Genomic DNA, 20,126 nt, shown 5'->3' with positions numbered 1-20,126 from the left:
CCCATTATTTTTGGTCAACCAATAGCCCTGGATGAGCTTCCTTTGGAATATTGTCCCGCCTCTAAGCTAAAATCTTCCCTTCTTTGATGATTACCCTTCTTAACAAGCAATACCTTGTCCATTTTCTGTAGGTTGGGTTAAGCGACAGCGCAACCCAACGCATTTGTTGGGTTTCATGCTTCAACCAAACCTACAAATCAAGGCTTTTCCAATTTGAACAAGGTATTGAACAAGCGTATACTTTATTTTCTGGAAGCCTCTTTAACTTCTAAGAACGAACTCTTTTTTTTGCTTTTACTAAAATATACCCAAGATTATCACACACATTCTCAAATACTTGGAGCCAACCGTTGATCTCTTCACTCTTAACGTATTGCAAAACTTCGGCTTCATGCTGTTTGAAACCGGCTTTAAGCCTCGAAAACATAAAAGGCATCACAAATTCGGTTATGTCATCAATTTCGATCAAGTCAAATCCGGCCTCATCCAATAGCCCTGGATAATCTTCCTTGGGAATATGATCTGAATCTAGTTCTTCTTTAGCAAATTTCTTGAATTCTTCAGTAGTGTTTGGCCTTGTTATTAAGTCCGCAATTAATAATGTTGCCCCTGGTTTCAAGATTCTATAAGCTTCTCGTAGGGCTTCGCTATGTCCCATGTAAAAAATGCTTTCAAAAAACCAGCCTCCGTCATAGATTGCATCGTCGCAGGGTATTTCCAAGGCATTGCCCTGGATGAAGCGAACTTGATCGGACATACCAGCTTCTTCGGCTAGATCCTTCCCTTTGTTACATTGGTATTTGCTGATTGTAATTCCATCAACGAAACATCCTTTCGCTTTTGCAATCCGCATGGCTGGGACACCTACACCGCATCCAAGATCGCAGAAACGTTCCCCCTGAAGTATTTCTGACTTATCGATCATCATCTGAGTCAGCCGCTCGGCTCCCTCACCAACATTGGCATCACGATTATTTTCATCCCAATAGCCAAAATGTAACTGGTTGTCAGAGATAAGATACAATCCTATTTCTCCGGTTGCATCATACATTTCTGCTACTTTTTCCGATTTAAGACTACTCATGGTTATTCCGTTTTCCTAATTCTTTTGGCTCCATTTATTAGTAGTATCCTCCAATAAGGTCTGCAAATCTTGCTGGTCTTCTTTTACCTCTGAATCACTTGATTTATCTAGGTTTTACATTTATTCAGCAAACCTTAACTAGTGCCGCGTCTATACTAAAATGCTGTTCACCAACTTTCAAATGCTAAATTCAGTAACTTTATAGCTTCTTTCTTCAGGTCTTCAAGCTCTGTTGATGAGAGAGTAAGTTTAGAACAGGCGAGAGTAAAAAATAGCTGCTTTCCTAAAGTTGCAACTCCCACTATTGGCGCACTTTTCGCCCCATTCTGCCCAACGGGTCCATAGATTGCTTGAAGCTCAAGCTCCGCGAACTTTTGAGGGATATTTAAACGTCCTAAATTGCTGACTGCTAGTTCATAGCCAAACGGCTCTGCCATATTTGGCCTATCCTCTTGGGGATTTGAATTTGGGGTTATTTCTGCCTGACTGTGAGCAATAATGGCCAAGATTGTTTCCGGTGTCGTTGCTTGATGGAGTTGCTCCTTTAAGGAATGGGCAATGTCCCACAGAGTCAGATCAGGGGTTAAGGTATGTAAAGTTAATGTGACTGAAGCATAAAAACCAAAATCTTCTTCAGGCACAGGTGTTAAATAGGAGCGAATATTAATAGGTGATACACACTTGAGAGTCAGCGCCTGTTCTGAGCAATTTTGGCGGTAAATTGCCATCAAAAAAGCTGCACAAATGGCAGTATGAACGCTAGTTTGCTTTTGCTTGCAAGAGGAAATTAATAATTGTGTGGTTTCTGGTGAAAAAGAACCAGAGCAGAGGTGAGCGTAACTTGAAGTAGGGCGAATAGCATGATGGTCAAAATTTTTGAAGGTTGGTTTTTGGAGAGCCTTTTGACTCTGGATATTTTCCTCGTTAAGTAAGTTGAGGTTATCAGAGCTTTGATCTAGGGACGGAGAATTGTGATGTAATTCCCTTGAAACCAAGTTTTGTAGGGGAGGAAGGAGAGGTAAAGGCTTTAGTTGTGGATCAGCATTTTTGTTAGCTAGTGCTGATAAAATATCCCGAATCAGATATAAGGCGGATAATCCATCGGCAATTGCGTGATGGCAAGTGACAATTAATTCCGAAATATGGGGAGAATGAACTACAACAGAGCGTACTAAGGGAGCTTGCGTCCAGATAAATGGGATACCAAGCTCTCGCTCAACTTCCCGTTCCCAGTGTTGAGAACCTTGTCGCTGCACAACCCGTAGCGGAATTTGAGCCGCATCTTCCACAAGCCACGGCTTTTCAGTCTCATCGACCGCAATACGGACTCTGAGCAGGGGATGTCGTTGTTGCAGATGGTAAAGTGTTTGCTTTAGTTTCTCAAGGCTAAATTCTCCCGTAACCTGTGCAACTAATGAAAAATGTGCAGGATGAAATTGGTCATACAACCATGTTGAATACTCCCAAGCACCAAGGGAGCGATAAACTGAAATTTCTTGAGGGTGATTCATTAGTTTTGTGCAGTTTTCAATTAACTCTTCGGTATAGCACAAATTATTGAGCCTTTACTAGCCCTCAACCTTCCACCACCTCCAACAAACTCCGCAACATCCAATAAGCAGAAGTCCCTCCTGGATCTTGATGCCCAATACTGCGATCGCCCAAATAACTGGCTCGACCCTTTTTTGCTAACATGGGTATAGTTGCCTTTAACCCAGCTTCCGCAGCAGTTACAGCCACGCGCAAAGCTTCCACAGTCTCCATACCTTCATTTACAGCTTGCTCAAAAGCAGTTACAGATGGAGACAGTACATCTACCATCGTCTTATCTCCCAACTGCGTCTTACCACGCTCAACTACACCATCTAAACCAGATTGGAGCAAATTTAACATATCTTTTGCAGTTAATTCCTGCTTATCAGCAGTAGCAGAACTAGCCCTTAAAAACCAAGTTCCATACAAAGGACCACTTGCACCACCAACGCTGGATATCAAAGTTATGCTGACAGTTTTAAAAATGCTGCTGATGTCCTTACCTGCAATACTCGGTAAAATACTCTTGACCTTTCTAAAACCTCTATCCATATTGATACCATGATCAGCATCACCTATGGCTGCATCTAATTCCGTCAAATCTTCTTTATGATGCTCAATCACAGAAGCAAACACCATTAACCATTCAACAATTTGCACCTGAGTAACCATTTCAAACTCCCCAGCGTAAACTTGCCGTTTTAACTGGTGCATCCCATAACCTTAGCATTTCCTCATCTAACCTCAGCAGCGTGATGGAGCAACCTTGCATCTCTAATGATGTCATGTAGGGTCCAATTAGATTACGCACTATTTGCAGTCCTTCCATCTCACAAATTTCTGCTAGTTTGCGGTAGACCAGATAAAGTTCAGAAACGGGAGTACCACCCATACTGTTAACATAAGCTAAGAGGCGATCGCCTTTTTGCCAGGGTTTATTTAACAGTTCCACATCTATCCATCCCGCTTTGGCTTCGTTCCACTCCCGCACTGTGCGATTATAGACGGTATCATCAATGAGCGATCGCACTAAAACCTCTGTAATCTCATCCCCCGACATCATGGACACCCTTTCTATTCCCGGTTCCCCATGAATGCCAATACCTAACTCTATCTCATTATCTCCCAAAGCAAAAGTCGGTGTCCCCTTAGCAGGAACAGTACAAGAACTCAACGCTACCCCGACACTGCGTCCATGCAAATTCACCTTTCTACACAAAGAAGCTACCTGCTGCAAATCATAGCCTTGTTCTGCTGCGGCTCCACAAATTTTCTCAGCCAGTACCGTTGTTCCTACACCCCTTCTTCCTTGGGTATATAAACTATCTTTCACCGCCACATCATCATCAATGATAATATTTAACGTGCGGATACCTTCACTTCTGGCTAATTCCGTCGCCATTTCAAAATTCATCACATCGCCACTATAATTTTTAACGATATAAAGAATACCAGCACCTCCATCTACCTGTTGCGCTGCTGCTAACATTTGGTCAGGAGTTGGTGAGGTAAAAACCTCTCCAGGACAAGCAGCATCAAGCATTCCCTTCCCTACAAAACCCACGTGCATCGGTTCGTGTCCGCTACCACCACCAGAAATAATTGCTACCTTTCCCTGTACAGGTGCATCGGCTCGATAGACAAAAGTCGGCTCATAATTTACCTTAATTAAATCGGTATGAGCCGCAGCCATTCCTGCTAGACTTTCCCTTACAAAGTCTTCTGGTTCATTAATCAACTTTTTCATGATTTCTGTTGGCAAAGGTGCTAAAAATCAGGATAAACTTTTACAGCACCAAAAATCAGCATTTTTGCTCATAGAAGGGAACAGGGAACAGAAAATACTGTTACTTGTCACTTGCTACAACATTATTTAATTTCAAAAAACTATCAAAAGCATACCAAGCTAAAACATACCAAGGAATTACTTCTAATTGCAGACCTTTAATCATTAATTGTCTCATTGCGAAAACACTCAATCCAAAAGGAAACAAGAAACGTAAATCAACAGTACCATCTGTAGCACGTTCAACTCGTTGGTTTAAGTCAATAACTGCATGAGATATACCCGTTGCTGCTTCAGTTTTCCCTTGGGAAATATCTGCAAAAATCACACCTATATCTCTCAGTGTTGCCAAAATCTCTGCTAAAGTGCCAGTTTGAGCATCATGATTGATCAGAATACTACCATGATGGATATTAGTTCGCACCTGAGTAATGTGAGGTTGTGCTGTTAAAAAATTGGCGATATGTTGTATTTTTTCAGCTTGACGGTTTTCCGGTGCAATTCTCAACCTTAGTCTTCCTGGAGTATCACTGACAATTTTTGTAGCTATGGGATTAAATGGTGTATTTAAATTTGTTTTATCTGGAATTTGGAGCATATTTTAAACCTTTACCCTGAAAAATTCATAATTCATAATTAAATTACGAATTATGAATTACAAATTACGAATTAGGTTGATTTTCACCGGATTCAAATGCTGGTGTGTGTTGTTCTTCTGCTATTTCGGCTCTAGCTTCAGCGACAATATCTTCCCAAGTTTCACCTAATTCTGCAAAAGCTCCCTTGCTTTTTTCATAAGCAACAAGCCCACCTTTGATGATTGATTTGGCTATCGGTTTACCAATTCCGGCAACAACAGGAATTAGCACAGGTGCAAGTAAAACTGCACCAATTCCGGCTATAATTCCAGGAGCGCCGGCTTCTTCAACAAAATCAGTAATTTTTGCCATAATTAAATCAACCTCCAGTAAATTGGAGAATGTCGAATAAGTCTTTTAATTTACCCTTATTTCCAGAGTTATTTTCTCTTGCTGTTGGTAGATGTTTTTAGTAGAAAGGCATAAAATTTAAAATTTAAATTTTTAAATTTTATGCAGATCAGTTTTTACAATACAATAATGTGCAGAAGCCTTAACCGAGCAGTATTGAGAAACCAGGACGTTGCGCTAATCAAGCCATGTATATACAAAATCACTCTCCTGACTCCTGACTATTTCCCAAACCTTGACGAGCAAAAACTTCAATCATCTCACTGCGTATCAGATTATTTTCCTGTGCTAATTCATCCAACTTTGCCCAAGCGGTATCTGTAAGCCGGATAGAGCGCAGCTTTTTAGACTCATCATCTGAATAGTTGCTTTGGGGGAAAAGTGATAAGTTTTTGATGGGTTTAATATCTATTCCTTGCACCTTCTTAACCTTTTTTACCCCTGAGTCCCTTGATTTATCTAGGTTTTACATTTATATGCCTGACGGTACGCTCCGCGAACAGCAAGCCCTATTTAATCAGGTAAAAAATCTTGATTTAAACATTCATCTGTATTAAAAGGAGATTCTAAGGGAAAAATATCTAACTCTAAACCAGTTTCTATAGATGCTTGCTGACGTGCATCTTGATAACACTCTGCAAACGTTTCTAAAAAATATTTTTTTAGACTAGGACTATCTTGGAAATGTTTATTTAATCTCCGACGATGTTCAAAGATAGTCGAAAGCCAACTTTTAGAGCGTTTTTCTGGCTGATATTTATATTTTAACAGGTGCATTAAAAGCACTACTAAATTACTTTCTAATGCTCTTTTTTCACTTCTTCCCATGCTTTCGATTTCTTCAATCAGATTTACTAAATCAATTTCTGCAAAATTCCCTGCTGTTAATTGTTTGGCTGTTGTTTCTATCCACAGGTAAAAATCTTGTTCGTAAAGATTAGCGTTTGTGGTTACTGTTGGTTGAGGTGCTGTCATATATTTTTTAACCTCCTCTGGTTCCTTACCAATATTATATCTTTAAAGATTCCATGTTAACTTGTTTATCATGCAACTTCAAAAGATTGACCAACGGGAATTAAATCTTGAGTTTCTTGTCTTTCTAATTTCAGTTTAATAGTTTCAAATATTCTGATTGTATCTGCATGATAAAAACGTTCTCCACAATTTTGGCAAACTAAAGCATTAACTTTTAATGTTGCGGTATTACCACCACCTTTAATAATTTCTGTAACTTTAGTTTCTAATAAGTTGCCATTACAAACAACACATTTATCAATGGGAAGCATAATTATTAACTCCTATATATTGGAACTGTTACTAGATAAGACTTAGACAGTCCTATCTAGGGTAGTAATTTAGTTTGATTTAGATTCTCAGTCTTTTTTTCTAATTCGCCAATTAATCCATTTATTTGGATCAGGACAATAGACAGTAATTAGCACTGCGAACCCTGTATCTTTATTATATGCCCACACACTATGAATAGGATCACCTTTCCCATTGAGTCCATAAATCAAGCAACTAGGATAGGGGGTAGCATTTGGATAATCTTCGATTATCTCTCCTCCTTGAGTGACAGAAAGATTAATTTCGTCTATGACTAAGTTATCGTTCTCTGCTTCTTCTTTTGCATGACGAGTTACGACAACCTGATTCAAGTTAATCGCTGCAATAATATTGTTAATCATAAATTAGGGTGAGTGAGTATAAAAGAGGTTACTATACTATATAGTTTTAATTATAACACGCTTTTGTCAGATTTGTGGGTAGAAGATGTGTCATTTTTTAAGCTAGATATGAAGCAATCGCCTTTCATACCCCACAGCCAAGAAGTTATACCTTTGGTTAGCTTTGCTATGGTACATCACCAGCTAAACGAAAAGCTATCACATTAACATATTTCCTTTACATATATTTATGGTCAGTTGTGCTGGTTCTGCGTGTAAAATAAAATGGTCATGAGTTAAGTAAATAAATTAATAAGTATATGGATGAAGTAGTCAGAAAGGTTGCTGCTTTAGGTATGCCTGGTGTATTGCTTGTAGTGACGATGGCAGCTACTGGTCTTGCAGGAGGTGCTGCTATAACTACGGCCTTAGCAGCTTTGGGTGGACCTTTTGGAATGATAGGTGGTATTGCGGCTCTTGGAGTTGCTGGATTAGTAGCAGATGCTCTCAGTAAATATGGTATTGATGGTCTTTTAACAGGAATATATCTGGAACGCAAGAAAAAAGAGCCAGTAGCAAAATTGTGTAAAGAAATTAATGATTTACCTATTTCTAGTGATTTGAAGCGGAAACTTAGGGATGCTATAGGTTGCTAATAACTATTGAAATCAGAGCGTATAGTAGATATAAAGCAAAGTAGATAATTTTACTATATGCGAATTAAGTGATTGTACTGAATTAGGATACAAAAAACACCATCGTTAAACATACTATGGTGTTTCTAGCTTATTTAGTGTGCTTGATAGATGATGCTTTAACAAGATATTCCTAATTTCACCCCGACAACATCGGATATACTCGGATATACTTAGAAATACTATATCATCCCTTTACTCCTTTCCTTATCATAAATTTTTTAATATTTTACTCGGATTACAATAATAGTGGTTCTTTAAATTAATTTATTAAATTCTTCTTCTGTTATGTCAATATCTTTAAGGATTCTCTTAAATAGTCCAGTTCCAAGCTCATTAGAACCATGACTTGATACTGTAGTTGCTCGTCCATCTGGATGCTTCCAGCGAGAGTGGGAACACTTCTTCCTTGTTTGCTCAAAACCGAGAGTCTTGAGGACTTTCTCAATAACCTTGACTTTTTGTGGCATAGTGTTACCTCTACGACGTTAATGGACGGTTAGAAGTCATCAATCTCTTCAAACACACTATTAACTTGCCAAGGTGCAGCTAGGTACTAAGTAAATAGTAACTCAAAAGAAATACAGTGTCAACATATACTGTTGACCCTTCATGTTCCAATTTTTATTGGTTATTGAGAGTGTAAGCAGTAAGTTACATAGTAAAAGTATTTTTCTTAAGCTACCATAAGTTCTACATCAGACGGCAGTGATCGCCCTTCTTCTTCATATTCTTCCTGAATCATCTCAAAAACACAGGCAAGCTCTCTCAATGCTTCATCCTTAGTTGTTCCCCAAGCATGACAACTAGGAATAGCAGGAACATAAGCTAAAAATGTTCCATTATCATCTAGCGTTACAACGCTTGTGTAGTCTTGCAGTGATATCATATGCAAAGACCTGATTAGTTGTTTTTTTAGTTTGCTAATCAATCATAGCATACTCTCTAAAAGTATGGTAACTACTAAAAGCTTAATTATATCTTTTAATTTTAGGAAAGCGCTTTTCTTATAAAGAAACTTTCCTTACTTCATAGATTTATGATTGTTTTTTATTTTCCTTCAAATAACAAAAATTCATGTAATTCATCTATAGAAACAGCCGATTTATAAACATTATCTTCTGATTCATAAACATCTTCAAAAGATTCAATTGCTTCCTTTAATTTATTAACTGCATCTTCTTGAGTATCTCCCTGTCCAACAATACCATTTCCTAAACATAAACCCACCCAATAACTAGAACTTTGTCTGAGTACAACTGTGTAAAAATTCATTGATATTTACCTGTTAATATAGTTCAATTATTTAAAAAATAATCATTCAAAGTCTCATCTAAAGTAAAAGGAGATTCTTTAGGAAAGAAATTCAACTTAATCCCTGTTTCTTCAGATGCTTTCAGACGAGATTTTTCATAACAATCTGCAAATACTTCTGTAAGTAAAGGCTGCAAACTAGGACTATCTTCCAATAATGCTTCAATACAAATACGTTGTTCTGTAATCGTACTGCGCCAACTTTCACTGCGTTTTTCAGGTTGATATTGCCATTTTAGTAAGTGCATCAATAGCACAATTAAACGGCTTTTTAACTCCCGTTTTTCACTTCTACCCATGCTTTCAATTTCTTCAATTAAATTAGGTATATCTATTTCATTAAATCTATTTTCTTGCAACTGCTCGACAATTGCTTTTGTCCATAAATAAAAATCTTGATCATAGAGAGTTTGAGTATTGACGAAAGATTGATTTATCATTTATATCCCTCCTAGTTTTTGATCAATCCCCAGATCCCCGACTTCTAAGATCAATTTATCATTTATGGACACAATAAACAAAAGAAGTCGGGGATCTTATCACCTCACCTAAATTGTTACTAAAACCCTCATCAAATATTGCGTCAAATTAAAAGCATCAACACCTAATTCTGTCCTTTCTTTTACTGCTAAAATACCTGCTTGAGAATGCCACCAAGCCGCAGTTGCTACCACATCTTCAATATTAACTTGTTTATTAGCAACCTGCGCCAAAATTCCCCCCATTAGACCAGTTAAAACATCGCCGCTACCACCACGGGCTAAAGCTGGTGTACTTTCAGGATTTATCCAAAATACACCTTGAGGATTAGATATAGCTGTTCTAGCCCCTTTTAACAGCACTATAGACCCCGTTTGTGATGCTGCTGTTTGTACTGCTTTTACCCTATCTTGAAAATCAATATCAGGAAATAAACGATGAAATTCGCCTGTATGGGGAGTGAGAATTGTTGTGATTTTGCGTTTTTGTAAAGTGTCAATAGTTCCTAATTCTGCCAAGATATTTAAAGCATCAGCATCGAGAATTAAAGGAACTTCACTATTAATTACCTGTTCAACTATTGGGGTTGCATCTTTTGTTAAACCGGGTCCACAAGCAATTGCAGTAAATGAACTTAAATCTGTTTTTTCTGGTAATTGTAAATGGGAAATTGCCCCGGTTTCTGTTTCAGGACATTCAATGATTAAAGCTTCTGGTAAATGGGAAACTAACAAAGGTTTAATAGATTCCGGTACAGCAATTGATAACATTCCTATCCCCGAAGCACGCGCACCCAAACCTGTTAAAATTGCTCCTCCAGCATAACGTCGTGAACCACAAATTAATAGTAAATGTCCGGCTTTATATTTATGTGTAACTGGGGGACGGGGTAAAGGTAAAGTTTGGATTACTGTGGTTTTAGTAATGCGTTTGATTTTGGGAACTTCACCTAAAACAGCATGAATATCTGCTAAGGGAATATCAAAATCAATTAATTCCGCTTGTCCAATATATTCTAATGCTTGTTCTTGCAATAAACCCTGTTTCCATAAACCTAAACAAAATGTATGAGTTGCTTTAATAGCAGTACCTAAAACCTCACCTGTATCTGTATGTAAACCAGAAGGTAAGTCAATACTAAAAATTGGTTTATTCCAGTCATTAAAATGATTAATTGCTTCTGCAATATTCCCAGTAATTTCTCTTTCTAAACCAAAACCAAATAAACCATCAACAAAAAAATCACAACTTGGTAATTCGGCAAGTTTTTGAAAACAAGGAATTCCCAAACTTTGAGCATATTGAAAATGTTGAGAAGTTAATTCTTTGAGTTTGGAAAAAGGTTGATAAATCCAAACTTGATAACCACGAAAATGTAATTCACGAGCGACAACTAAAGCATCTCCTCCATTGTGTCCAGAACCCACTAAAATTCCTACAGTTTGACCTTTGGGAATGATAGATTTTAACCTGTTGCTAATTAATCCTGCTACTTTTTCCATCAATGCTGCTACAGGCATTCCCGCAGCAAATATTCGCCCTTCAATGTCACGCATTTGGACAGATGTAACTACTATTTGTTCTTTATTCATTAGTTATTAACCATTAGTCATTAGCCATTAGTTATTAATTATTTTTACCCAATCCCCAATCCCTCATTTTCCATAATAAACCCTAGCATTACTGTAACCTAAATTTTTCAGATAATTATTCCATTGTTCTGCTTCCGAGCGGTCTTTAAAACCCCCTACAGCTATATGCGCTCCTCGTGGCTGAGTTCTCAGAAAAACATTGGTATTTCTAGCTATTTTCTGCTGAATTTCTTGCCCTAAATAGCGTAAATTATTAATGCTAGTGGGAATGATAACATAGTACGATTTAGCCTGTTCTCGTTGAACACTAGGACTAACAGTGCGAAAATTATCTCCAGTAGAATAGGGTATTTCCCTAGCAGAATAATAGGATATTTGCTCTGGGTTAGAGAAGTTAAGAATACCTGCACCACGAATACCATTTGATTCTAATTCTCTAATACGCTGTTGGGCATGAGATGGTTTGCTAAAAACGCCAGATTGGATGATATTACGTCCATTAAATTGCCGAATATAAGCACTACTTTCAATTTGACGGACTCGTTGTAGAACTTGATTATTATCGCTATTAACATAGACAACATATCGCTCTAAGTTTTGCCCATATTGACTAATTTCTGTAGTTGGGGAAGGTTGATAATTTTGGTTATTTTGATAAAATTCCACTGCTCCCGTTGGTTGCAATTGCGGTAATGCTGTTTGTGTTAATAAAAACTGATTTTTAACTGTTTGCGCCTGTGCTGGGTTATTTTGAGAATTTAGAGCCAAGCATCCACTTACAAGCAGGGAAAGTATGGATACGGGAATTCTTTGATGTGCTGTTAAAATAGCCATATTTTGTAACCAAGTAGAGCAGAAATTTACTATTAGTACACTGCGGCGTAAGTTAAGGGACTATTCTCAATCGTTCAAAAGCTGATTCCATATTACTTTTGACTTTTGACTTTTGACTTTTGACTTCCGCGAAGCGGTACTAGCTATTATTGTAATCAGCTAAGGGAAAATTACCGAGAGGGTTAAAACCCCAACATAGAAGAATTCAGCATTGCTCAACGCTTACAGGACTAAAACTAAAAGTTGCTTGCTAACAAAGCTTTTCAGGAACTTATGCTACAATTTAACAGTCTCGCGCTTTGTTTAGGGTAGAAAACTATCTCCCATTAAAAATCAGTAGCAAGCACTGTTAAAAGTGTGAATTATGAAAAAAGTTGTCGTTGGTCTTTCTGGTGGCGTGGACAGTTCTGTAGCTGCCGCTATGTTACACAATCAGGGCTATGATGTAATTGGTTTAACCCTTTGGCTAATGAAAGGCAAAGGGCAATGTTGCTCTGAAGGAATGATCGACGCGGCTAGTATTTGCGAACAATTGGGCATTCCCCACGAAATTGTCGATATTCGGGATGTCTTTCAAGCCAATATTATTGATTATGTAGTGTCTGGTTACAGTATGGGAATTACGCCCTTACCTTGCTCGCAATGTAACAAGACGGTAAAATTTGGACCAATGGTGGAATATGCGCGGGAAAAATTGGGAAGTAATGCGATCGCTACAGGTCATTATGCCCAAATTCGCTATGATGCAAATACTGGACGTTATCAATTGTTACGTGCAGTTGACCGCAATAAAGACCAGTCATATTTTCTGTATGATTTATCTCAAGATTTATTAGGTTCTTCTATCTTTCCCTTGGGAGAATTGAATAAAACCGATACCCGCAGAATTGCGGCTGAATATGGTTTAACAACAGCCGATAAACCAGAAAGTCAAGATTTATGCTTAGTAGAAAGTAACGGTTCTATGCGGGCATTTTTAGATAAATATTTAGCGCCAAAACCCGGTGATATTGTGGATACCACTGGGAAGGTTTTAGGACAACATGATGGTGTCCATCATTACACTATTGGTCAGCGAAAAGGCTTAGGAATTGCTGCGGCTGAACCTTTGTATGTGATTGAATTGGATTCAGTTAATAACAAAGTAATTGTAGGCGATCGCACCAAAGGAACTCAAGCAGAATGTACAGTAAACCGAGTAAATTGGGTGTCTATTGCTGAACCAGCAACCCCCATCCGTGCAGAAGTGCAAATTCGTTATCGTTCCCAACCCGTACCCGTGACAGTCATACCCTTAGAAAATGACCGTGTGCGGTTGGTGTTTGATGAACCTCAATTCAGTATTACCGCTGGACAAGCAGCAGTTTGGTATGAAGGGGATAAGGTATTGGGTGGGGGAATAATTGAACAGTTTAGTTAGTAGATATCTAGTTAAGCAAATTGTAGAGACGCTCCATGAAACGTCTCTACAATTTTTATAAGAAAATCGAGTGAGCCAAAACCACTGAAATAAAGTATCTGATACCAATTCTGTATAAAGATGCGCCAAATTTAGAAAGGAACGAACCACAGAGACACAGAGAACACAGAGGAGGAAAAGACAAGGTTACAAAATTCAGCGCAGCCTCATAAAGAAATGGTATGAGCAAGGCGTTGATACTTTATTGTGCTTGAGACAGTGGATGTAGGCGAACGGCTCGCCCCTTTAGGGGCAGTTAGACTGATTCAATCTTCTAGCATATCTTTCAATTAATTCAGAGACGCTAATGTTCTCTATTTTGGCTTGTCTAGCCAAAATTTCCCAAGCTGTATCAGTTAAGTTAATACCTCTTCGTTTTTTCATCTCATCATAAAAAACTGGTGTATTTTTAACTCTCTTTTGTCCTTTTCCTATTGACATATTTAGAATATCAGCATAAACTAAACTTAGTTTAGCATAGGTTCAGGAGGTGATGAAGTAGTGCTGGTGTTAGAGTACAAAGTCAAATGCAACCAATGTCAAAAACAAGCTATTAACGAAGCAATCAGGACAACTCAGTTTGTCAGAAATAAAGCTATTCGTTACTGGATGGACTCACCAAAAGAATCAAAAGTTAACAGAATTGCATTAAATAATTACTCAACAGCACTACGGAAAGAGTTTAATTTTGTAGAAGAATTAAATTCAATGGCTTGTCAGTCTGCAACTGAAAGAGCATGGCAAGCAATTCAGAGATTTTACGACAACTGTAAACAGAAAGTTGTAGGTAAAAAGGGATATCCTAGATTCCAAAAAGATAACCGTTCAGTTGAATATAAGACTTCTGGATGGTCATTACACCCAACAAAAAGACGTATCACCTTTACTGATAAAAAATGTATTGGTGAGCTTAAATTATTGGGTAAATGGGATATTCATACATACCCAGTTAAGTTAATTAAGCGAGTCAGAATTGTTAAACGTGCTGATGGTTTCTATGTTCAATTCTGTGTAGATACAGAAGTTAAACAAGAACCTAGAATAGCTGATGGTGAAGTCGGTTTAGATGTCGGTTTGGAGTATTTTTACTCTGATTCTAATGGACATCATGAACCAAATCCCCGGTTTCTAAGAAAAGCAGAAAAATCCATCAAACACGCTCAACGTCGAATCTACACGAAAGAGAAAGGTAAAAACCAAAGACGTAAAGCACGGGCTAGATATGCTCGAAAACATTTAAAAGTAAGTAGGCAACGTCATGAACACGCTAAAAGAACAGCGCGTAACGTAAACAAAGCTAACGCTTTAGTAGCTTATGAAGATTTAAGTGTTAAGAACATGGTAAAAAATCATTGTCTTGCTAAGTCAATTAATGATGCGGCTTGGTCTAGTTTTCGTCAATGGTTAGAATATTTTGCTGTGAAGTTTAACAGTGTTGTGGTTGCTGTTACTCCACATTACACATCACAAAAATGCAGTAATTGTGGGGCAATTGTGAAAAAATCTCTTTCAACCCGTACTCATAAATGTAGTTGTGGTTGCGAACTTCAAAGAGACGTGAATGCAGCAGTAAATATTTTAAATCTTGCCCAGCAACGACAGTCCGCACAAGTCGGGAAACCCTCACAAGCGGCTGTCTCAGCTAGGGGAGGGCATCCCCAAAGTAACGCTACAGGAGTTGAAACCTCTACTCTACTTGATGCAAATCTGGTTGAGCAAGTTCTGACGTAGAATGTAGAATCTCCGTGGCTTTAGCCCGGAGAGTGTCAACGAAGATGTCTAATATAGCAGGTGACTGGGGACTGGGGACTGGGGACTGGGTTGAAAGTCTATTTGTATTTGAGTTTGATCATTAGTTAATGTCCTAACCACCCTGTCCATTGCTATACTAAGTGAACTCCATAGAATGATTGATCCTGTTTTAATATCATTCCCCTAAAGCTTCCGCGAAAGTAGGGGTAATTCATGAATTACCCCTACACTATTGGATCATGTTTTTTGTGGAGTTCTCTAATTGATTGCAGACCTTAATGTTGTTAGAGTTTTACCAATTTCCACAAAGTTGGAGTTGCGTGAAAGCTTCTGAAGAGTTGCTGGATCGCTCTCCAGTACAATCTTGTTATAGATATTAATAGTTTCGTTCAGTTTGTTAGCGTTCACAGTTACTAACTCATTTGCTTCATTGCTAGTTGAATCGGCTTTTGCAGCTTTAATACTGGCTACTAGCCGTGCTTGTGGTAACTCAAGTGAAGGTAGACTGGAAGTACGGGAAAATTGGACAATCTGAGATGCTGCACCTGTTAAGTCTTTTGCTAATTGTGAAGGAAGCCCATTGAAAATTAAGGATATTTCCAGTCTATTAGCGTTAATCGGTAAGAATATCCTCAAACTACCACTGCTAATGAGACGATCAACGACAACTTGCAACTCACGTACAGCCATAGGTGAAAGATTAATACTTACAGAACCATCCGCTGCCTTTGTGACAATGATATTAGGTGTAGCACCGCTTGCAGATCCTGCTACACCTTTACTCGGTGATGAAACAGGGTTATTATTTGAGCCAGTGTTTCCACCTCCACTTCCAGATCCTGCTGTACCTTTACTCGGTGATGAAACAGGGGTATTATTTGAGCCAGTGTTTCCACCTCCACTTCCAGATCCTGCTACACCTTTACTTGGTGAATTAGTTTGAGCTTGATTCGTTAACTGCAAAGAAAGTGAAATTAAAGGTGCAAAAACGAGAGCGATAATCAAGGTTCTGATTTTTAACATGGTTATTCTCTACATTGAAGATATTGAAGCGTTTATCTAGGCAAAAAATTGAAACCATAGCCCACAGTCAGAACAAATACGGAACCGCCGAAACTATTATCTGTGAGATCGGCACCTTGGGCGGTAATTGTTAAGGGAATGGTAGGCACAGGAACTACTGATATACCAGCATTTAAACCTACTCCACTCCAACCTACACCTATACCCACCTGGGGATGAATTTGTAGACCCATTCCCGCAAATATACCTGTACTCTCATCGCCTTGTCGGAAGTCGCCACCACCTGCTCCTAGAGAAAAGGAGATGGCCAGGGGATTGAAGGGGTTGTTAGGCTGTAAAAGAGAGTATGTTGTGATGACACCATAGGCGCTGGAAGGTCTAATACCTTCATTACCATACTGAGCAAAGGTATTCAAGCCACCAGCTACAGCAACTTGTGTGTTGCCTTTTGCATAAACAACGCGGTGAGCTTTGAAGTCAAAAGTACCGTTGTAACCGAAGTTTTTGATACTACCGTTGTTGAAGGTAAGTTCCAAACCAATTAGGTTGTAGGCATCTCCTAAACCAAAACCTGCACTCATACTTGCGTCTGGATTTCCTGCCCTACTTTTACCTGCTGTAGCGCCCGATCCTACTATAAATAAGTCACCCCAGGCAGCCCCGAAAGCACTGGGAGCGCCAAAACTGAGTCCAGGCTGATAGGTGCGTTTGGGTAGAGGAGTTATTTTAACAAGAGGTTCAACTAATAAATCCTGGCGTAATTGATTAATATCCCCTAATTTATCACCTAAATTTTCAGAGTCATCTATCTGTTGAGTGATAGTTTGGGGCTGAGTAGGATAAAGTTTCTTAGCTTCACCAAATGTATCACCTAAATTACTAGAAGCATCTATCTTTTGGATGATAGTTTGTGGTTGTTTGATTTGAATTAAACGTTGTTTTAATTCAGCAGCTGAATGTTGGGATTTTTGGCTAATATTTTCAGTGGATTCTACTTTTTGCTTGGTCGTTAATTCCTTGCTTGTGGTATCAGCAACTGATTTATCAACCGCAGATGCAGCTTTAATGGCAACAGATGTAGATAGGAAAAGACCACCTAATAGATTTATTCCCATCAACAGCAGCCAATTAGCAGTAATTACATTGGCAAATTGGCATTTATTCAAAGTTATAGTCCTCACACTCTTATACAATCTAATTATTGAACTAAGAGGATGTTTGTAAAGTACCGAAAGGTAGATTTGATAGTTATCACTGAGTTTAAATACAACGGTAAATTAAAGTTTCACCAATGTACAGAGATGCTTAACTGTGATAATTATGATAGTAAAAGACCCTTTTAAAATATCCTCTAATATAACATTCCTACAGACCTTAATTCAACATCTCCGGACAAGAATTAAAGACGAAAACTGCTACATTATTACTATTTTTTAAAAAGTCATTTACAACACAAATTTAGTTTTTATTAAATATTTATTATGTATTTTGTGTAAAGTAATTTTCTATGCTCACAAAAGGCTGGTATCTTCAAATTTCAGATGAATAATTGTGAGCTTTATTTTTATTACACTATTTCTAGCACCTTTAAATAATCTTCATAAATGATTCTCTAATAAAGAAGCGATCGCATCTGGATGAATTTTTTTGTATTGCTTTTTACCCAACATTAAAACACAATTTGGGGCGCTGCTACAACTTTTTTGACAATCGGTATGTTCAATTTTTACTTTATCTAACAAACCGCGATCGCACAAAGTTTTTTCTAACTCTGATAATAAATTTTTCCCTCCCCGTTTCATACAACCAGATTTTTGACAAACCATAATCTTAGCTGTTATTTCCGGGAGTCGATGATGAATTGGACAAAAACCAGATGCTTGGACTTGATAAGCTGTGAATTTAAGTTTACTTGTTCGGGGATTGAATTTACTAATAGCACCAATATGAATTTGTTCACCAGGTACTAAAGATGTCACCAGAGAACAACGCAAATCTTTAGGTATTTTAATTTTCACATTTCCTGAAGGAATTGCTAAACGCAAATGTTTAAACTTTTTAGGTTGATCACCAACAAAACCTAAAAACTGTCCTTCAAAATTCAATTCTGATACAGTCTGATGCTGTTTACCCATAATGATAACCCAATTTTGCAATATAAAATAATAAACCCCACATTACTGGGGTATTTTTGCTCATTGAAAGGCAGAAGGAAGAGGAAAAATATATTTTTATATGTTTTTACCTGTTACCTTCTATCTTTACTAACTTGTGATAATTTTATGCGAGGCGTTTAGCTTCCACAGTTAAAGGTAAATTTTCCTTAGCTGGGATTTCACTAAATTCTAATTCCCAACCATTAGCTAAAGTGAGAACTTTACCTGCATCACTATCTGTTTGTTTAACAACTTCTTCTTCCAAGTCTTTTTTAGCGACGTAGGCCACCAAAGTTCCAGCATCATTCATCCGTAGCATTACTTTCATGTGTTTCCTCAGCAGATTCTAGTTCTCTTTTTCGACAACCGATGATGTACCCTGTATCTAAAAAATGCACAGCATAGATATAGTAAGCCTGTAAAAAAGTTCCTATGCTGGATACATAACCAACGTCTCCAATTCTTGCTAAAACTTCTCCAATTTCTCGACCAGGAAAAGTACCATCATTTTTGATGAGTTTCTTAATTCGGACTTTTTGACCAATTTCAAAAATTGGTTGAGAATTCAGTTCTATCTCATCGCGCTGCATGGGAATACCTCTGTTCACTGACTAAATTCAACAATTCTTCTGTAGTGATACTGCGTTTTTTCAGTGTTGATTCATGTCTGACTGCATCTAAAACAGATTGGGTTTCTTCTGAATTCAAAAAGATGCCATACTGTGCTAATAAGTTAGATAATAAATGCCTTCCAGAATGTTTACCTACTACTAAACTACGTTCCCAACCTACTTCTTCTGGTGAAAATGGTTCATAAGTTTCTGGGTTTTTCAGTACACCATCAGCATGAATTCCCGACTCGTGAGCAAAGGTATTTTTTCCCACAATTGCTTTCCAAGGTGGGACGTTTGCACCGGAAGCAGCAGCAACTAATTGAGACAGTCCTAATAAATGTCGAGTGTCAATTCCTAAATCAACACCGTAGATACATTTGATGGCCATGACAACTTCTTCTAAAGCTGCATTTCCTGCTCTTTCACCTAAACCATTAACGGTGGTATTCACAGAAACTGCACCAGCTTTAATACCAGCAATAGCGTTAGCAGTTGCTAGTCCAAAATCATTATGAGTGTGAATCTCTAAGGGAATTGATAAAGTAGATACAAGACGCTTAACTTTGAGGTGAGTTCCGAAGGGATCAAGAACTCCAACTGTATCACAAAAACGAAATCTTGACGCACCCCATTCTTGAGCATACAAAGCTACATCTTCGAGGAAGTTTTCATCTGCTCGAGAAGAATCTTCTCCTCCGACAGCAACCCAAAGACCATGATCAAGAGCGAAGTTAATACAGTCTTTAAGTCGTTGTAAACTGACTCTCCATTGTCCATGAAATTTAGCAGCAATTTGGATACCAGAAACGGGGATAGCGATATGTACTCTTTCTAATCCACAGGTAATAGAGGCTTTAATATCGGAGATTACGGCGCGATTCCAACCTAGTAATTTAGCATCTAAATTTAAGTTAGAAATTGCTTTAATTGCCCGAATTTCTTCTTCTCCCATTGCGGGTATACCGACTTCTAATTCGGGAACACCAATGGCATCCAGAAATTTGGCGATCGCTACTTTTTCTTCTAGGTTAAAAGCAACACCTGCCGCTTGTTCACCATCACGTAACGTAGTATCATTAATACTAATTTGACTCATCCCAAATATCCCTCTAGCCGAGTTTTTACTAATACCCTTTAACGCTACAATT

General features: G+C 38.1%; 26 protein-coding genes. 3 read left to right on the top strand and 23 right to left on the bottom strand.

The genetic code is table 11. The features are described from left to right. Nucleotides 1-268 precede the first annotated feature (268 nt). The 10 genes from VB694_RS06295 to VB694_RS06250 form a co-directional block, all read right to left on the bottom strand. Nucleotides 269-1,084, bottom strand: coding sequence for an SAM-dependent methyltransferase (locus VB694_RS06295; RefSeq protein ID WP_323359459.1), 816 nt, complete (start codon nt 1,082-1,084; stop codon nt 269-271). 167 nt (nt 1,085-1,251) lie between these two features. After that, the gene (locus VB694_RS06290; RefSeq protein WP_323359458.1) at nt 1,252-2,595 is read right to left on the bottom strand and encodes a condensation domain-containing protein; all 1,344 of its coding nucleotides are present in this window, start codon (nt 2,593-2,595) and stop codon (nt 1,252-1,254) included. A gap of 64 nt (nt 2,596-2,659) precedes the next feature. Further along, a complete protein-coding gene (gene dhaL, locus VB694_RS06285; protein ID WP_323359457.1) occupies nt 2,660-3,289 on the bottom strand; it encodes a dihydroxyacetone kinase subunit DhaL in 630 nt (209 codons plus the stop codon). 1 nt (nt 3,290) lies between these two features. Continuing rightward, nucleotides 3,291-4,364, bottom strand: a complete 1,074-nt coding sequence (gene dhaK / locus VB694_RS06280; protein ID WP_323359456.1) for a dihydroxyacetone kinase subunit DhaK — start codon at nt 4,362-4,364, stop codon at nt 3,291-3,293. Nucleotides 4,365-4,464: 100 nt separating this feature from the next. After that, nucleotides 4,465-5,001, bottom strand: coding sequence for an HMA2 domain-containing protein (locus VB694_RS06275; RefSeq protein WP_323359455.1), 537 nt, complete (start codon nt 4,999-5,001; stop codon nt 4,465-4,467). A gap of 64 nt (nt 5,002-5,065) precedes the next feature. Continuing rightward, nucleotides 5,066-5,353, bottom strand: a complete 288-nt coding sequence (locus VB694_RS06270; protein ID WP_323359454.1) for a DUF5132 domain-containing protein — start codon at nt 5,351-5,353, stop codon at nt 5,066-5,068. A 241-nt stretch (nt 5,354-5,594) separates the two neighbouring features. Continuing rightward, nucleotides 5,595-5,813, bottom strand: coding sequence for a hypothetical protein (locus VB694_RS06265; protein WP_323359453.1), 219 nt, complete (start codon nt 5,811-5,813; stop codon nt 5,595-5,597). A gap of 92 nt (nt 5,814-5,905) precedes the next feature. Further along, complete coding sequence (locus VB694_RS06260) at nt 5,906-6,367, bottom strand: DUF29 domain-containing protein (protein ID WP_323359452.1); 462 nt, start codon at nt 6,365-6,367, stop codon at nt 5,906-5,908. A gap of 68 nt (nt 6,368-6,435) precedes the next feature. Further along, nucleotides 6,436-6,678 (bottom strand): YgiT-type zinc finger protein, encoded by a 243-nt coding sequence (locus VB694_RS06255; RefSeq protein WP_323359451.1) that lies wholly within the window; start codon nt 6,676-6,678, stop codon nt 6,436-6,438. 87 nt (nt 6,679-6,765) lie between these two features. After that, nucleotides 6,766-7,080 (bottom strand): DUF4258 domain-containing protein, encoded by a 315-nt coding sequence (locus VB694_RS06250; RefSeq protein WP_323359450.1) that lies wholly within the window; start codon nt 7,078-7,080, stop codon nt 6,766-6,768. A 299-nt stretch (nt 7,081-7,379) separates the two neighbouring features. Here VB694_RS06250 and VB694_RS06245 point away from each other — a divergent pair, with 299 nt between their 5' ends. After that, nucleotides 7,380-7,715 (top strand): hypothetical protein, encoded by a 336-nt coding sequence (locus VB694_RS06245; protein ID WP_323359449.1) that lies wholly within the window; start codon nt 7,380-7,382, stop codon nt 7,713-7,715. A gap of 296 nt (nt 7,716-8,011) precedes the next feature. On the opposite strand, the gene VB694_RS06240 is transcribed toward VB694_RS06245, so the two are convergent. The 6 genes from VB694_RS06240 to VB694_RS06215 all read right to left on the bottom strand — a co-directional run bounded on the left by VB694_RS06240 (nt 8,012) and on the right by VB694_RS06215 (nt 11,974). After that, nucleotides 8,012-8,224 carry a type II toxin-antitoxin system HicA family toxin gene (locus VB694_RS06240; protein ID WP_323359448.1) on the bottom strand — a complete coding sequence of 71 codons (213 nt, stop codon included), beginning with the start codon at nt 8,222-8,224 and terminating at the stop codon, nt 8,012-8,014. Nucleotides 8,225-8,430: 206 nt separating this feature from the next. Further along, nucleotides 8,431-8,643: a type II toxin-antitoxin system HicB family antitoxin gene (locus VB694_RS06235; RefSeq protein ID WP_323359447.1), complete on the bottom strand. Its 213-nt coding sequence runs from the start codon at nt 8,641-8,643 to the stop codon at nt 8,431-8,433. Between the two features lie 161 nt (nt 8,644-8,804). Continuing rightward, complete coding sequence (locus VB694_RS06230; RefSeq protein ID WP_323359446.1) at nt 8,805-9,029, bottom strand: type II toxin-antitoxin system HicB family antitoxin; 225 nt, start codon at nt 9,027-9,029, stop codon at nt 8,805-8,807. A 23-nt stretch (nt 9,030-9,052) separates the two neighbouring features. Further along, a complete protein-coding gene (locus VB694_RS06225; protein ID WP_323359445.1) occupies nt 9,053-9,508 on the bottom strand; it encodes a DUF29 domain-containing protein in 456 nt (151 codons plus the stop codon). A gap of 108 nt (nt 9,509-9,616) precedes the next feature. Next, the gene (locus VB694_RS06220) at nt 9,617-11,140 is read right to left on the bottom strand and encodes an NAD(P)H-hydrate dehydratase (protein WP_323359444.1); all 1,524 of its coding nucleotides are present in this window, start codon (nt 11,138-11,140) and stop codon (nt 9,617-9,619) included. A gap of 63 nt (nt 11,141-11,203) precedes the next feature. Next, nucleotides 11,204-11,974, bottom strand: a complete 771-nt coding sequence (locus VB694_RS06215; RefSeq protein ID WP_323359443.1) for a hypothetical protein — start codon at nt 11,972-11,974, stop codon at nt 11,204-11,206. A 364-nt stretch (nt 11,975-12,338) separates the two neighbouring features. Here VB694_RS06215 and mnmA point away from each other — a divergent pair, with 364 nt between their 5' ends. Continuing rightward, nucleotides 12,339-13,394 (top strand): tRNA 2-thiouridine(34) synthase MnmA, encoded by a 1,056-nt coding sequence (gene mnmA, locus VB694_RS06210; protein WP_323359442.1) that lies wholly within the window; start codon nt 12,339-12,341, stop codon nt 13,392-13,394. A 285-nt stretch (nt 13,395-13,679) separates the two neighbouring features. On the opposite strand, the gene VB694_RS06205 is transcribed toward mnmA, so the two are convergent. Further along, nucleotides 13,680-13,874, bottom strand: a complete 195-nt coding sequence (locus VB694_RS06205) for a hypothetical protein (RefSeq protein ID WP_323359441.1) — start codon at nt 13,872-13,874, stop codon at nt 13,680-13,682. 60 nt (nt 13,875-13,934) lie between these two features. Between VB694_RS06205 and VB694_RS06200 the strand changes: the two genes are divergently transcribed. Beyond that, nucleotides 13,935-15,164 carry a transposase gene (locus VB694_RS06200; protein WP_323359440.1) on the top strand — a complete coding sequence of 410 codons (1,230 nt, stop codon included), beginning with the start codon at nt 13,935-13,937 and terminating at the stop codon, nt 15,162-15,164. 279 nt (nt 15,165-15,443) lie between these two features. Here VB694_RS06200 and VB694_RS06195 read toward each other — a convergent pair whose 3' ends face one another. The 6 genes from VB694_RS06195 to nifV form a co-directional block, all read right to left on the bottom strand. Further along, nucleotides 15,444-16,208, bottom strand: coding sequence for a hypothetical protein (locus tag VB694_RS06195; RefSeq protein WP_323359439.1), 765 nt, complete (start codon nt 16,206-16,208; stop codon nt 15,444-15,446). A gap of 32 nt (nt 16,209-16,240) precedes the next feature. Beyond that, a complete protein-coding gene (locus tag VB694_RS06190; protein ID WP_323359438.1) occupies nt 16,241-17,374 on the bottom strand; it encodes a hypothetical protein in 1,134 nt (377 codons plus the stop codon). 432 nt (nt 17,375-17,806) lie between these two features. Next, nucleotides 17,807-18,343: a (2Fe-2S) ferredoxin domain-containing protein gene (locus VB694_RS06185; protein ID WP_323359437.1), complete on the bottom strand. Its 537-nt coding sequence runs from the start codon at nt 18,341-18,343 to the stop codon at nt 17,807-17,809. A 145-nt stretch (nt 18,344-18,488) separates the two neighbouring features. Then, complete coding sequence (gene nifT / locus VB694_RS06180; protein WP_323359436.1) at nt 18,489-18,692, bottom strand: putative nitrogen fixation protein NifT; 204 nt, start codon at nt 18,690-18,692, stop codon at nt 18,489-18,491. Further along, a complete protein-coding gene (locus VB694_RS06175) occupies nt 18,667-18,954 on the bottom strand; it encodes a nitrogen fixation protein NifZ (protein ID WP_323359435.1) in 288 nt (95 codons plus the stop codon). The genes nifT and VB694_RS06175 overlap by 26 nt, the downstream gene beginning before the upstream one ends. Further along, on the bottom strand, nt 18,941-20,074 hold the full coding sequence (gene nifV / locus VB694_RS06170) for a homocitrate synthase (RefSeq protein WP_323359434.1): 1,134 nt from the start codon (nt 20,072-20,074) through the stop codon (nt 18,941-18,943). The genes VB694_RS06175 and nifV overlap by 14 nt, the downstream gene beginning before the upstream one ends. Nucleotides 20,075-20,126: the final 52 nt, after the last annotated feature.

Origin of the sequence: Anabaena sp. UHCC 0451, assembly GCF_034931405.1 — a bacterium.
GTDB lineage: Bacteria > Cyanobacteriota > Cyanobacteriia > Cyanobacteriales > Nostocaceae > RDYJ01.
Note: the sequence above shows the minus strand (reverse complement) of the source record. Positions and strands in the feature narration are given on the sequence as shown.

What these genes read in the sequence shown, in the direction of transcription:
- VB694_RS06295 (WP_323359459.1), bottom strand. Translation starts at nt 1,084, where the DNA reads ATGAGTAGTCTTAAATCGGAAAAAGTAGCAGAAATGTATGATGCAACC.
- VB694_RS06290 (WP_323359458.1), bottom strand. Translation starts at nt 2,595, where the DNA reads ATGAATCACCCTCAAGAAATTTCAGTTTATCGCTCCCTTGGTGCTTGG.
- dhaL (WP_323359457.1), bottom strand. Translation starts at nt 3,289, where the DNA reads ATGGTTACTCAGGTGCAAATTGTTGAATGGTTAATGGTGTTTGCTTCT.
- dhaK (WP_323359456.1), bottom strand. Translation starts at nt 4,364, where the DNA reads ATGAAAAAGTTGATTAATGAACCAGAAGACTTTGTAAGGGAAAGTCTA.
- VB694_RS06275 (WP_323359455.1), bottom strand. Translation starts at nt 5,001, where the DNA reads ATGCTCCAAATTCCAGATAAAACAAATTTAAATACACCATTTAATCCC.
- VB694_RS06270 (WP_323359454.1), bottom strand. Translation starts at nt 5,353, where the DNA reads ATGGCAAAAATTACTGATTTTGTTGAAGAAGCCGGCGCTCCTGGAATT.
- VB694_RS06260 (WP_323359452.1), bottom strand. Translation starts at nt 6,367, where the DNA reads ATGACAGCACCTCAACCAACAGTAACCACAAACGCTAATCTTTACGAA.
- VB694_RS06255 (WP_323359451.1), bottom strand. Translation starts at nt 6,678, where the DNA reads ATGCTTCCCATTGATAAATGTGTTGTTTGTAATGGCAACTTATTAGAA.
- VB694_RS06250 (WP_323359450.1), bottom strand. Translation starts at nt 7,080, where the DNA reads ATGATTAACAATATTATTGCAGCGATTAACTTGAATCAGGTTGTCGTA.
- VB694_RS06245 (WP_323359449.1), top strand. Translation starts at nt 7,380, where the DNA reads ATGGATGAAGTAGTCAGAAAGGTTGCTGCTTTAGGTATGCCTGGTGTA.
- VB694_RS06240 (WP_323359448.1), bottom strand. Translation starts at nt 8,224, where the DNA reads ATGCCACAAAAAGTCAAGGTTATTGAGAAAGTCCTCAAGACTCTCGGT.
- VB694_RS06235 (WP_323359447.1), bottom strand. Translation starts at nt 8,643, where the DNA reads ATGATATCACTGCAAGACTACACAAGCGTTGTAACGCTAGATGATAAT.
- VB694_RS06230 (WP_323359446.1), bottom strand. Translation starts at nt 9,029, where the DNA reads ATGAATTTTTACACAGTTGTACTCAGACAAAGTTCTAGTTATTGGGTG.
- VB694_RS06225 (WP_323359445.1), bottom strand. Translation starts at nt 9,508, where the DNA reads ATGATAAATCAATCTTTCGTCAATACTCAAACTCTCTATGATCAAGAT.
- VB694_RS06220 (WP_323359444.1), bottom strand. Translation starts at nt 11,140, where the DNA reads ATGAATAAAGAACAAATAGTAGTTACATCTGTCCAAATGCGTGACATT.
- VB694_RS06215 (WP_323359443.1), bottom strand. Translation starts at nt 11,974, where the DNA reads ATGGCTATTTTAACAGCACATCAAAGAATTCCCGTATCCATACTTTCC.
- mnmA (WP_323359442.1), top strand. Translation starts at nt 12,339, where the DNA reads ATGAAAAAAGTTGTCGTTGGTCTTTCTGGTGGCGTGGACAGTTCTGTA.
- VB694_RS06205 (WP_323359441.1), bottom strand. Translation starts at nt 13,874, where the DNA reads ATGTCAATAGGAAAAGGACAAAAGAGAGTTAAAAATACACCAGTTTTT.
- VB694_RS06195 (WP_323359439.1), bottom strand. Translation starts at nt 16,208, where the DNA reads ATGTTAAAAATCAGAACCTTGATTATCGCTCTCGTTTTTGCACCTTTA.
- VB694_RS06185 (WP_323359437.1), bottom strand. Translation starts at nt 18,343, where the DNA reads ATGGGTAAACAGCATCAGACTGTATCAGAATTGAATTTTGAAGGACAG.
- nifT (WP_323359436.1), bottom strand. Translation starts at nt 18,692, where the DNA reads ATGAAAGTAATGCTACGGATGAATGATGCTGGAACTTTGGTGGCCTAC.
- VB694_RS06175 (WP_323359435.1), bottom strand. Translation starts at nt 18,954, where the DNA reads ATGCAGCGCGATGAGATAGAACTGAATTCTCAACCAATTTTTGAAATT.
- nifV (WP_323359434.1), bottom strand. Translation starts at nt 20,074, where the DNA reads ATGAGTCAAATTAGTATTAATGATACTACGTTACGTGATGGTGAACAA.